General features: G+C 68.8%; 12 protein-coding genes and 1 tRNA gene. 8 read left to right on the top strand and 5 right to left on the bottom strand.

Translation table 11 applies throughout. The features are described 5' to 3' along the window. Both V7Q48_RS08475 and V7Q48_RS08470 read right to left on the bottom strand, forming a co-directional pair. Positions 1 to 1934 (bottom strand): TonB-dependent receptor (locus tag V7Q48_RS08475; RefSeq protein ID WP_333837510.1); only part of this gene is annotated, 1934 nt, incomplete at its 3' end. 166 nt (positions 1935 to 2100) lie between these two features. Further along, a tRNA-Thr gene (locus V7Q48_RS08470) sits at positions 2101 to 2175 on the bottom strand. 375 nt (positions 2176 to 2550) lie between these two features. Here V7Q48_RS08470 and gpmA point away from each other — a divergent pair. The 7 genes from gpmA to V7Q48_RS08435 are packed head-to-tail and all read left to right on the top strand — an operon-like array spanning position 2551 to position 7072. Beyond that, on the top strand, positions 2551 to 3237 hold the full coding sequence (gene gpmA / locus V7Q48_RS08465) for a 2,3-diphosphoglycerate-dependent phosphoglycerate mutase (protein ID WP_333837509.1): 687 nt from the start codon (positions 2551 to 2553) through the stop codon (positions 3235 to 3237). Between the two features lie 45 nt (positions 3238 to 3282). Then, entirely contained in the window at positions 3283 to 3816 is a 534-nt protein-coding gene (purE, locus tag V7Q48_RS08460) for a 5-(carboxyamino)imidazole ribonucleotide mutase (protein ID WP_333837507.1), read from the top strand. A gap of 50 nt (positions 3817 to 3866) precedes the next feature. Continuing rightward, positions 3867 to 4931, top strand: a complete 1065-nt coding sequence (locus V7Q48_RS08455; RefSeq protein ID WP_333837505.1) for a 5-(carboxyamino)imidazole ribonucleotide synthase — start codon at positions 3867 to 3869, stop codon at positions 4929 to 4931. Between the two features lies 1 nt (position 4932). Then, positions 4933 to 5466: a dihydrofolate reductase gene (locus tag V7Q48_RS08450; RefSeq protein WP_333837503.1), complete on the top strand. Its 534-nt coding sequence runs from the start codon at positions 4933 to 4935 to the stop codon at positions 5464 to 5466. Then, entirely contained in the window at positions 5463 to 6386 is a 924-nt protein-coding gene (locus V7Q48_RS08445) for a bifunctional riboflavin kinase/FAD synthetase (protein WP_333837501.1), read from the top strand. The genes V7Q48_RS08450 and V7Q48_RS08445 overlap by 4 nt, the downstream gene beginning before the upstream one ends. Before the next feature lie 27 nt (positions 6387 to 6413). After that, positions 6414 to 6725, top strand: coding sequence for an antibiotic biosynthesis monooxygenase family protein (locus V7Q48_RS08440; protein WP_333837499.1), 312 nt, complete (start codon positions 6414 to 6416; stop codon positions 6723 to 6725). Next, positions 6722 to 7072, top strand: a complete 351-nt coding sequence (locus tag V7Q48_RS08435) for an arsenate reductase (protein WP_333837497.1) — start codon at positions 6722 to 6724, stop codon at positions 7070 to 7072. The genes V7Q48_RS08440 and V7Q48_RS08435 overlap by 4 nt, the downstream gene beginning before the upstream one ends. Positions 7073 to 7386: 314 nt before the next feature. On the opposite strand, the gene ubiG is transcribed toward V7Q48_RS08435, so the two are convergent. After that, positions 7387 to 8139 (bottom strand): bifunctional 2-polyprenyl-6-hydroxyphenol methylase/3-demethylubiquinol 3-O-methyltransferase UbiG, encoded by a 753-nt coding sequence (gene ubiG / locus V7Q48_RS08430; RefSeq protein WP_333837495.1) that lies wholly within the window; start codon positions 8137 to 8139, stop codon positions 7387 to 7389. Between the two features lie 87 nt (positions 8140 to 8226). On the opposite strand from ubiG, the gene V7Q48_RS08425 reads away from it, so the two are divergent. Beyond that, positions 8227 to 9483 carry an aspartate kinase gene (locus tag V7Q48_RS08425; RefSeq protein WP_442947110.1) on the top strand — a complete coding sequence of 419 codons (1257 nt, stop codon included), beginning with the start codon at positions 8227 to 8229 and terminating at the stop codon, positions 9481 to 9483. 33 nt (positions 9484 to 9516) lie between these two features. On the opposite strand, the gene V7Q48_RS08420 is transcribed toward V7Q48_RS08425, so the two are convergent. Both V7Q48_RS08420 and V7Q48_RS08415 read right to left on the bottom strand, forming a co-directional pair. Further along, entirely contained in the window at positions 9517 to 10743 is a 1227-nt protein-coding gene (locus V7Q48_RS08420) for an ABC transporter permease (protein WP_333837493.1), read from the bottom strand. After that, positions 10740 to 11720, bottom strand: a complete 981-nt coding sequence (locus V7Q48_RS08415) for an ABC transporter ATP-binding protein (RefSeq protein ID WP_333837491.1) — start codon at positions 11718 to 11720, stop codon at positions 10740 to 10742. The genes V7Q48_RS08420 and V7Q48_RS08415 overlap by 4 nt, the downstream gene beginning before the upstream one ends. Positions 11721 to 11789 lie beyond the last annotated feature (69 nt).

Raw genomic sequence — 11789 nt, 5'->3', positions numbered from 1 at the left:
ACCGAGAACTGCACCCCCGGATGGCTGCGGAACGGCCGCCAGGCGACGTTGGCGTCGAGCGAATTGTAGCCGGGCGTCGCGGTGTCGAAATCGCCGGCCTTGTCCTGCCGCCCGAAGTGCGACAGCTGCACCCCGGCATCGAGCTTGCGCCCTTCCCAGGCGAGACCGCCGCCAATGCGGTAAGGCGGGATGCGCGGCACGTTGCTGCCGCTGTCGAGCGTGGCGCGGGTGTAGTCGCCCAGCACCTTGGCGGTGAAGGTACCGTCTTCGGTCTTGACCAGATCCTGGCTCAGTTCCGCCTCGAGACCGCGGAAACGCGCGCCCTGCTGGCGATAGAACAGTTCACGCAGTTCGCCGTCCGGGGCAGCGGTGCAGGTGCCGTCATCGTCGCAGGTGCGGCCGGTCAGGTCGCCATAGATATAGTTCTTGTACCAGGTGTAATAGACCGAGCCGGTGAAGCGGAAGCCGCCGGTGCGCACGCGCAGGCTGCCTTCCAGCGAATTGGCGCGCTCGATCTTGAGGTTCGGATCACCGGTCTCGAACGTCTGCGGGCCATCGTGCGCGCCGCGGGCGAACAGCTCGGTCAGCGCCGGCGCGCGGCCGGTGCTCGAGAAATTGACGCCCAGCTTGACGGTGTCGGTCGGGCTGTAGAGCAGGCCCACCGCGCCGCTGACCGGCGTGAACCGGCGCACCGTGAAATCGTCGTCGAGCGGCGTGCCGGTGATCCGGACATGCTCGACGCGGCCGCTGGCCTCGGCGTGGAGGCGCGGAGCCAGCTGCAGTTCGGTGAACAGGTAGCCGGCGATGTTCTCGCTCGTCGCCGGATTGAGATAGCTGCTGTCCTCGCCGATCGCCGAGAAGTCACGGTGCTGGTACTCGACGCCGAGTGCGGTGTTGCGCACCGGCCCCAGCGCGTTGAGCAGCAATTCGCCGCGGCCGTTCCACTCCTTGTTCTTGAAGGTGGTGTTGACCGAGCCGTCGGGGTTCTTTTCCTGGTGCTGGTAATCGCCGTAGCTGCCGTCGAAGGTCAGCGTCTTGAGCAGCCCGGAGCCCAGCGCGAAGGCGTTGCGCGTGATGACCTTGGTCTGGCGCATGTCGATATAGGTGGTGTCGCTGGGGATGCCGTACTGCGCGTCGTAATGCGTGACGGCCAGGCCGACATGGCTCTGCCCGTCGGGCAGGAAGTATGAGCCGCCCAGCGCCCCGCCCCGGCCGTGGAACCAGGAATTGGCCTGCGTGCCGAGCGGCGTGTCGTAATTGTCGGTGGTGCGCCAGAACGCATCGGCATGCAGCGCGAGGTTGCCCGCCTTGCCATCGACCAGGCCCGAGACTTCGACGCCCTTGTTGACGGTGGTATAGCTGGAGTTGCCCTCGGCCGAGATCGCCTCGCTCGGCAGGCTCATCGGCACGCGGTTGTTGATCGTGTTGACGACGCCGCCGATCGCCTGGCTGCCATAGCGCAGCGTCGCCGCGCCGCGCACGACCTCGATCGAGCGGGCGGCGAGCGGGTCGATCGGCACGCCGTGGTCGGGGCCGATGTCCGACACGTCGGAACTCGAGGTGCCGTCCTCCAGCAGGCGGACGCGCGCTGAATCCATGCCGCGGATGATCGGTCGGCTGGCGCCGGCGGCAAAGCCGGTGGCCGAGACGCCGGGCACGTCGCGCAGCGCATCGGCGATGCTGGCCCCGCCCGCGCGGGCGATCTGGTCCGAATCGACGCGCGCCGAGACGGTCGGCGTATCGTCGATGCCGTGGCCGAATGGCGTCGCGGTCACGACGATCGGTCCGGCCGGCGAGGTGGTGGTGCTGTCCCCGGCGCCTGCTTCCGCACTTGCATCCGCCTCGGCGGCACGCGCTGCTACCGGCAGGCTGCCGAGGGCGAGCACGAGCAGAGCGGAGCCCTGCAGTGATCGGGCCGTGAAGGTGGGACGCATCGCATGACTCCTGAAGCAACGATATAACATTTCATCGCCCTAGAGCCATTCCGGACATGAACGCAAGATGAAGGGCGAGGCTTTTTGCCGCACTGCGACGACGCACGCGCGAAAGGCGCGGCGCGAAAGCCGGCTTTTGCGATCAGATGATTGATCTGGGGGGAAATGGTGCTGCTGGGGAGGATTGAACTCCCGACCTCAGCCTTACCAAGGATGCGCTCTACCACTGAGCTACAGCAGCACACCATTTCCGCTTGAGCCGCGCCGCAGCGCCTAGCTCTTAGGTCCGGTCCGGCGGGGTGGCCGCCGGTGGAGGCGCGCTATTGGCCGCAGCGCCCAGCGATGTCAAGCGGGGTTGCGGACAAAAACGTCGCACGGCACAACGCGAGGCACGATGACCGCTCCCAAATCCCCTGCCCCCGCTTCCCCCACCCGTGAAGAACGGCTTGCGCAGCGGCTGCGCGAGAACTTGCGCCGCCGCAAGGCGCAGGCTCGCGCGCTTTCTGCGCCCGATGCGCAGGAGACGCCGGAGGCGTAGCGTATGCCGCTTTCCAAACCGGATTGCGCTCGCTAGTGCCCGCGTCTCGTCTTTCACGTCTTGTAGCAGGAAGCGCCGATGCCCCGTCTGATCCTGATTCGTCACGGCCAATCGCAGTGGAACCTGGAAAACCGCTTCACCGGCTGGTGGGATGTCGACGTGACCGAAAAGGGCGCGGCCGAAGCCTTCGCCGCCGGCCAGCTGCTCAAGGACAAGGGCGTCCTGCCGACCGTCGCGTTCACCTCGCTGCAGACCCGCGCGATCAAGACGCTGCATCTCGCGCTCGAGGCCGCTGGCCGGCTGTGGGTGCCCGAGACCAAGGATTGGCGCCTCAATGAACGCCACTATGGCGGCCTGACCGGGCTGGACAAGGCCGAGACCGCCGCGCGCCATGGCGACGAGCAGGTCAAAGTGTGGCGCCGCAGCTTCGACACGCCGCCGCCGGTGCTCGAGGCGGGCAGCGAATTCGATCTCGCCGCCGACCCGCGCTATGCCGGGATCGCGGTGCCCGCGACCGAAAGCCTCAAGGACACCATCGCCCGCGTCCTGCCCGCCTATGACGAACTGATCGCCCCGGCGCTGCGTGCCGGCGAGACCGTGATCGTGTCGGCGCACGGCAATTCGCTGCGCGCGCTGGTCAAGCACCTGTCGGGCATTTCGGACGAGGACATCACCGGCCTCGAGATCCCGACCGGCCAGCCGATCGTCTACGAACTGGACGACCAGCTCGGCGAAATCGAACGCTACTATCTGTCGGAGCGCTGAGCGCGCCCGCCCTTGCGAAATAAAGCCCGAACGGGGGATTTGGGAATGAACGAGACGCCGCTGTCGGAAGCCGGGACTGCCCCGGGGGTTACCCCTGAGATCGCGCCAAAGGTGGCCATCGTGATGGGCAGCCAGTCCGACTGGGAGACGATGAAGAACGCCGCCGCCGTGCTCGACAAGCTGGGCGTGGCGCATGACTGCCGGATCGTCTCCGCGCACCGCACGCCCGAGAGGCTGGTCGACTTTTCCCGCACTGCCCACGCGCAAGGGTTCAAGGTTGTGATCGCCGGCGCCGGCGGCGCCGCGCACCTGCCCGGCATGGTCGCCTCGATGACGCACCTGCCCGTTTTGGGCGTGCCGGTCGAATCCAAGGCGCTGAAGGGCATGGATAGCCTGCTGTCGATCGTCCAGATGCCCGGCGGCATCCCGGTCGGCACGCTCGCGATCGGTGTGCCGGGCGCGACCAATGCCGGCATTCTCGCCGCCTCGATCCTCGCGACGCATGATGCGGCGCTTGCCGAGCGGCTGATCGCCTTCCGCGCCGCGCAAACCGCCAGCGTGGCGGAGCGGCCACAGTGACCTCCCGACCCGCCCCACAGGAACAGCCCTCCCAGTCCAGGATTGGGTCGATGATCGCGCCGGGCGCCGTCATCGGCATCCTTGGCGGCGGGCAACTCGGGCGGATGATGGCGCTGGCTGCAGCGCAACTGGGCTATACCGCGCATGTCTATGCGCCCGAACCGCGCGCCGAATCCGTCGCCGCGCAAGTCAGCGCCGATTATACCCAGGGTGCCTACGACGACGAGGACGCCCTCGCCGCCTTCGCCGCGCAAGTCGCCGTGGTGACGTACGAGTTCGAGAACGTCGCCGCCGCGCCCCTCGCCGCGATCACCCGCCATGCCCCGTTGCATCCGCCCGCCCGCGCGCTCGAAGTGGCGCAGGACCGGGTCAACGAAAAGACCTTCGTCGAGGCGCTCGGCGGCCGCCCGGCCCCATGGCAGCAAGTCGACAGCGCCGACGATCTCGCACGCGCGGTGGCCGCGATCGGCGCGCCCGGCATCCTCAAGACCCGGCGCGACGGCTACGACGGCAAGGGCCAGTGGCGCATTCGCGACGCCGCCGATGCGGCCGGGCTGGACCTGCCGTCCACCCCGCTGATCTACGAGGGCTTCGTCACCTTCTTCGGCGAATTCTCGGTCATCCTCGTGCGCGGGCAGGATGGCACGGTGCAGTTCTGGGATTCGGCCCGGAACGAGCATGTCGACGGCATCCTCGCCCGCTCGACCGTGCCCGCCCCTGCCGGCATCGCGGCGCAGGTTCCGGCCGCGCGTGCTCTGGCGCAAAAGGTCGCCGAGGCGCTGGACTATGTCGGCGTGTTGACGCTCGAATTCTTCGCGACCGAGGATGGGCCGGTGTTCAACGAGATGGCCCCGCGCGTCCACAACTCGGGCCACTGGAGCATCGAGGGCGCGCTCGCCAGCCAGTTCGAGAACCACGTCCGCGCGATCCTCAGCCTCCCGCTCGGCAGCACCGCGCTGGTGAGCGCGGGCGCGGTAATGGACAACCTGATCGGCGACCAGGCCGACCAGTGGCCCGCGCTGCTGGCCGAACCGGCCAATCACCTGCACCTCTACGGCAAGGCCGAAACGCGCGCCGGGCGCAAGATGGGCCACGTCACCCGGCTGGTCGGCTGAGATGGCGGTCACGCTGTTCCTGATCGTGGCGAGGGCGCAGGATGGCACCATCGGCGAGACCGTCGACGGGCGCGGCCGCCTGCCCTGGCACATTCCCGCCGATCTCAAGCGGTTCAAGGCGCTGACGATGGGCAAGCCGATGATCATGGGCCGCAAGACCTTCGAATCGCTGCCCGGCCTGCTGCCCGGGCGACGGCACATCGTGCTGACCCGCGATGCCGGCTGGTCCGCCCCCGGCGCCGAGGTGGTCCATGACGCGCAAGCCGCGATCGCCGCGGTCGGTGACGGCGAGGCGGCGGTGATCGGCGGCGCGCAGATGCTCGCCCTGTTCGCCGACCGCGCCACCCGTTTCGAACTGACCGAGGTTCATGCCGTGGTGAACGGCGATACCAAAATGCCCGCGCCGGGGGCCGAGTGGCGCGAAGTCACGCGCGAGGAACATCCCGCCGGCGCCACCTATCCGGCCTATGCCTTCGTGGCGCTCGAGCGCGCGGACCACACGACCGATACCGGGAAGGACGACACGACGCGATGATCCGGCTCGACGCACGCGACCCCCTGCCCGATGCATGGCGCGGCGCGGTCATCGCGCTCGGCAACTTCGACGGGTTTCACCTCGGCCACCAGGCCGTGGTCGCCGAGGCGGTGCAATGGGCGCGCGCCGAACGCCGCCCGGTGCTCGTCGCAACGTTCGATCCCCATCCCGTGCGCCACTTCGATCCCAAGGCGCCGCCGTTCCGCCTGACCACACTCGACCAGCGCGAGGAACTGTTCGCCGGTGCCGGCGCCGACGCCATGCTCGTCTTCGCCTTCGACGACGCGCTGGCCCGCACCTCGGCACAGGACTTCGTCGAGGACCTGCTGGTCCGCCGCCTCGGCGCCGCCGGCGTCGTGACCGGCGAGGATTTCACCTTCGGCCGCCAGCGCGGTGGCAACATCGGCGTGCTGCGCGCGCTGGGCGAGCCGCTGGGCCTGACCACCCGCGCGGTAGGCCCGGTGTTCCGCGACGGCCTCGTCGTCTCGTCCAGCCGGGTGCGCGAGGCGCTCAAGGCCGGCGACTGCACCACCGCCACCGCGCTGATGACGCGCCCCTTCGCGGTGCGCGGCACCGTCCAGCACGGCGACAAGCTGGGCCGCACGATCAATTTTCCCACCGCCAACCTAGCCATGGGCACATATCTGCGCCCGGCCTATGGCATCTACGCCGTGACCGGACTCCTGCCGGGCAACCGCCTGGTCAAGGGCGCGGCCAACATGGGCATCCGCCCGACGTTCGACCCGCCCAAGGAACTGCTCGAGCCCTATTTCTTCGACTTTTCCGGCGACCTCTATGGCCAGGAGATCGAGGTGGCGTTCCACCACTTCCTGCGCCCCGAGGCGAAGTTCGACAGCCTCGACGCGCTGGTGGCGCAGATGAACCGCGACTGCGCCGAGGCCGCCCGCCTGCTGGCCTGAGGCCACGTTCAAAACCAGGGAGGCATCATGTTCCTCGTCGTCTTCCGCAACCGCAAGCGCGCCGACATCGACGCAGCCGCCTATGCCGCCGACGCCGCGGCGATGGACGCGCTGGCCCGCCAGCAGCCGGGCTTCCTCTCGTTCAAGTCCTACACCGCCGATGACGGCGAAGTGATCGCGCTGTCGGAATGGGACGACGAGGCCGCCGCGCTCGCCTGGCGCCGCGTGGCCGCCCATGCCCAGGTGCAAGGCCGCGGCCGCGCCGAATACTACGACAGCTATTCGCTGCTGGCCGGCACACCGACCCGCATTCACCACTTCGAGCGGAGCAAGCCATGACCATCACGCTGTACGGCATCCCCAACTGCGACACCGTCAAGAAGGCGCGCACCTGGCTCGACGATCACGGCCTGGCCTATTCGTTCCACGACTACAAGAAGCAGGGTGCCGATGCGGCGCGGCTTGCTGGCTGGGCGGAAACGGCCGGGCTGGACACGGTACTGAACCGCGCGGGCACGACCTTTCGCAAGCTGTCCGAGGCGGACAAGGCCGACCTCGGACCCGACAAGGCGATTGCGCTGATGGTGGCGCAGCCTTCGCTCATCAAGCGGCCGGTGGTGGAGCACGACAGTGGGCTGCTGGTGGGCTTCAAGCCCGCGGAGTGGGAAGCGGCGCTGCTGGGGTGAGACGTGGCCGTCTGGGGGCTTCGACAAGCTCAGCCCGAACGGAATTCGGGAAACCAAAGTCTTCCCCGCTCGCCCTGAGCTTGTCGAAGGGCCCAAAGCGCAACGTACGCCGGTCTGGGATTTAGGCAGGCTCAGCCCGAACGGAACTCGGGAAACCAAACTTCCATCCCCCGTTCGCCCTGAGCCTGTCGAAGGGCATAAAGCGCAACGCACACCGGGCCGGGACTTCGACAGGCTCAGCCCGAGCGGAAATCAGAAAACCAAACTCCCACCCCGTTCGCCCTGAGCCTGTCGAAGGGCGTGAGCCGCAAACCTTAGCCGCGCGTCACGGTCACGATGTAATTGAGCGCAAGGTCGTCGGACAGGTGCAGCCCCTTGGCCGGGCTCCAAGCGATCCCTTGCGGATTGCCCATGACCAGCCCCGCACCGGCCAGCAGGTCGTGCAGCTCGATCGGAGTGATGAAGTCGTCCCAATGATGCGTGCCCTTGGGCACCATGCCCAGCCCCTCCGCCGCGGCGACCATCAGCAGGCGCGAGGCGGGGGTGCGGTTGGGGGTGGAGAGCACCATCAGCCCGCCGTCGGCCAGGCGATCGGCGAGCGCTGCGATGAAGGCCGGCTTGTCGGCGACGTGCTCGATCACCTCCATCGCGGTGACGAGGTCGAAGCGGCCCAGATCGAGCACGGCCAGTTCGCCGTGGCGATAGTCGATCGTCAGGCCCGCACCCTGTGCGTGGGTGCGCGCGGCGGCGATGTTCTCCTGCGCGGCGTCGACCGCGGTGGTCGCGGCGCCCATGCGCGCCAGCGGCTCGGCCAGCAGGCCCGCGCCGCAGCCGACGTCGATCGCGTTGCGCCCGGCGAGCGGCTTCAGCCCGCGCGGATCGCCGCCGAAATGGCTGTCGATGGCAGTGCGCAGGAACGACAGGCGCACCGGATTGAGGCGATGCAGCATGGCGGAACTGCCCTTGGGGTCCCACCACTGCGCCGCCAGCCGGCCGAAGTGGGCGGCCTCGTCGGGACGAATCGTGGCGTTGTGTGGCGAGGGTGCCAAGGATGTTGCATTGCTCATGGCACCTCCCTAAAGCGCCGCAACCGCATGGTCCATGGGCCAGGCGGGCAAGATTGTTTCTTGAGGCGGTGAACAGGAGCACAAGCGTTGGCGCGGATCGTGATGAAATTCGGCGGCACCTCGATGGCCGGAACCGAGCGAATCCGTCGCGTCGCGCGGATCGTGCAGCGCCAGCAGGCCGCCGGCCACGAAGTGGCGGTGGTGGTCTCGGCGATGGCCGGCGAAACCGACCGCCTCGTCAACTTCTGCCGCGAGGCGAACGCGCTCTATGACCCGGCAGAGTACGACGTCGTCGTCGCCAGCGGCGAGCAGGTGACCTCGGGCCTCCTGGCGATGCATCTCCAGGCGCTGGGCTGCAAGGCGCGGTCGTGGCTGGGCTGGCAGCTGCCGGTGCACACCGACGACGCGTTTTCGAAGGCACGGATCGAGGGCATCGATTCCGGCGACCTGCTTGCCAGCATGGCCGCGGGCGAGATCGCGGTGATCCCCGGCTTCCAGGGTCTCAGCGCCTCGAACCGCATCACCACGCTGGGCCGCGGCGGCTCCGACACCTCGGCGGTGGCGGTGGCGGCGGCGGTCAAGGCCGATCGCTGCGACATCTACACCGACGTCGACGGGGTCTATACCACCGACCCGCGCATCGTCGCCAAGGCGCGCAAGCTCAAGGCCGTGACCTACGAGGAAATGCTCGAGCTGGCCTCGGTCGGCTCGAAGGTCCTGCAGACCCGCTCGGTCTCGCTCGCCATGAAGGAAGGCGTGCGGGTGCAGGTGTTGTCATCCTTCATCGACGACGATGCCCCGGCCGCGGACACGATCCCGGGCACGATGATCGTCGCGGACGAGGAACTGGAAGGGTACGAGATGGAACGCCAGCTGATCACCGGCATCGCCGCCGACAAGAACGAAGCCAAGGTCACCCTGACGCGGATCGCCGACCGCCCCGGCGCGGTCGCCTCGATCTTCGCGCCGCTGGCCGAGGCCAACATCAACGTCGACATGATCATCCAGAACATCGCCAAGGACAAGGGCGAGACGGATGTGACCTTCACCTGCCCGCAGGCCGACCTGGCGCGCACGCAGGCGCTGCTGGAAGAGCGCAAGGACCAGATCGGCTGGTATCGCCTGATGTGCGACAGCAAGGTCGCCAAGGTCTCGGTCGTGGGCGTGGGCATGCGCAGCCACGCCGGCGTCGCCAGCACCATGTTCAAGTCGCTTGCCGATCGCGGGATCAACATCCAGGCGATCTCGACCAGCGAGATCAAGGTCTCGGTGCTGATCGACGCCGACGAGGTCGAGCTGGCCGTGCGCGTGCTGCACACCGCCTATGGCCTGGACGCCCAGTAAGAATACCAGACCAGCAAGTCAGGCGCGCGGCGATCAGGCGGAAGGTGCGGCCTTCCGCCGGCCCAGCAGCCCGCCCCGCCGCCCGCGCGCGGGGCCGGACTTCATCACCGTGCGGCGGAACAGGTGCGCGCCCAGCCGCACCATCACCGCCACGCACAGCCCCTGCCAGGCCAGCGCCGCGCCATGCGGCCATAGCGCGGGATCGCGCGCCGCCCGTGCCAGCATGGCAAAGGGCGAGGACAGCGGGAAGACGAGGCTGACCGCCTCGATCCACGTCCCCGGACGGGCCAGCGCGAAGCTGGCGAAGAAGAACACCATCAGCTGCAGCATCGTCGCGGGCATCGCCAGCGTCTGCACCTCGCGCACGGTCGTCGCCATGCCGCCGATCGCCAGGTAGAGCGAGCCGAGCAGCAGGTACGCCATCGCGAAATAGAGAAAGCCCAGCGCGAGGAACATCGGCCAGCCGACCGCCGGCACCGGCATGACCGGCAGCGCCTTGCCCCCGGCCAGGACCAGCGCGCCCCAGCCCGTCCCCCAGACCGCGATGCCGACGAGGCTGACGCCGAGCATGGCGAAGAGCTTGCCCAGGAACAGCGCGTCGAGCGGGATCGAGGCGGCGAGTACCTCGATGATCTTGTTGGCCTTTTCCTCGACCAGGTTGGACAGGACCATGCCCGCCAGCAGCATCGTCAGCAGGAACAGCAGCACTTGCCCGGCCTGCGCCGTGGCGATCTGCCCGCTTTGCTGCTTGGCGGCGCTGGTGGCGACCTCGTCGACCGCCACCGCCGGCAGCGGCCCCGGCGCTACGCTTTGCGCGCGCGCCGCGAACAGCGCGATCATGCCCTGCCACATCCGCGCCCGTTCGGGCGTCGCGGTCAGGACCGGGCGCGCGAGGCTGCCCGATACCACCGCGGCGAGTTGCTGCTCGGCATGGCCGGCGAGCGCGGCGCGCGCGTCGTAGTGGCGGCCACCCCAGGGCGTATCGAGCACGACGAAGCCGGGCACATCGCCGGGCATGGCATCGCCCAGCGCGCGCTGCGCCTCCATCATCCGCGCCGCCTCGGGCGCGGGCAGCGCAATGCCGATCATCGGCTTGTCGAGATCCTTGTGGACCTGCGCGCCGATCGCCCCGGCCATGCCGCCGACCACGATCGGGAACAGCGGGCCGAGCAGGAAGAACAGGAAAGTCTTGGAAAAGATCACCGCGACGAAATCGCGCCGCGCGATCACCCAGGCGGCCTCGAGCTTGGTACGGATCATCGGCCGGTCTCCGGATTGTCCGCCTCTTGATTGGCGGTGTTTTCTTCGAGCGCGCGCGCGGCCGCTTCGCCGGCGATGGCGACGAAGGCATCGTGCAGCCCGGCCCGCTCGATCGACAGCGAGAGAATCCCCGCCTCGCCCTCGATCAGCGCCCGCAACAGCGGCTCCACCCCGCTTTCGGGCAGCGCAAAATGCCAGAAGGCGCCCTCGCGCCGCGCATCGGCGGGCAGCGCCCTACGCCATGACCCATCGCCCGCGCGCGTTTCCAGCCGCACCTGCGGGCGCAGCCGGTCGCGCGCCTCGTCGACCAGCCCGGCAAAGGGCACCTTGCCACCGGCGATGATCGCCACCCGGTCGCACAGTCGCTCGGCATGGGCGATGACGTGCGTTGAAAAAAGGACGGTCGTGCCGCGTTCCGCAAGGCTGCGGATCATCCGCTCCAGCTTGCCCTGGTTGAGCGCGTCCAGCCCCGAGAACGGCTCGTCCAGCACGACGAGGTCGGGCTGGTGGACCAGCGTGCCCAGCAACTGGACCTGCTGCGCCATACCTTTCGACAGTTGGCGGATCTGCCGATCGGCGGCATAGCCGAGCCCATGCTCGTCCAGCAACTCGCGCGCCCGCTTGCGGCCCTGCCGCAACGGCACCCCGCGCAATGCGGCGAGGAACGCGATCGCCTCGCTCGCCTTCATCGCGGGATAGAGGCCGCGCTCCTCGGGCAGGTAGCCGATCCGGCGGGCGACATCAGTCGGCCGCTCGTGGCCGAGCACGCGGCGCACGCCCGCGTCCGGGTCGATGATGCCGAGCAGCATGCGCAAGGTCGTGGTCTTGCCCGCACCATTGGGGCCGAGTACGCCGTAGATCGCCCCGCGCGGCACGCGGATGTCCACGCCGTCGACGGCGGTGAACCCGTCGAAGCGCTTGACCAGCCCCTCGGCCTCGATCGCCCACTCGCCCTGAAACGCCGCGCCGTCCGTCACCACAGTCCCCGATTCACCGATGCCGTTCCAAGGGCTTGGGTCATGCGCGGCCGAGAGACAAGACTTGGT

The organism is Novosphingobium sp., from assembly GCF_036803765.1.
Taxonomy (GTDB): domain Bacteria; phylum Pseudomonadota; class Alphaproteobacteria; order Sphingomonadales; family Sphingomonadaceae; genus Novosphingobium.
Note: the sequence above shows the minus strand (reverse complement) of the source record. Positions and strands in the feature narration are given on the sequence as shown.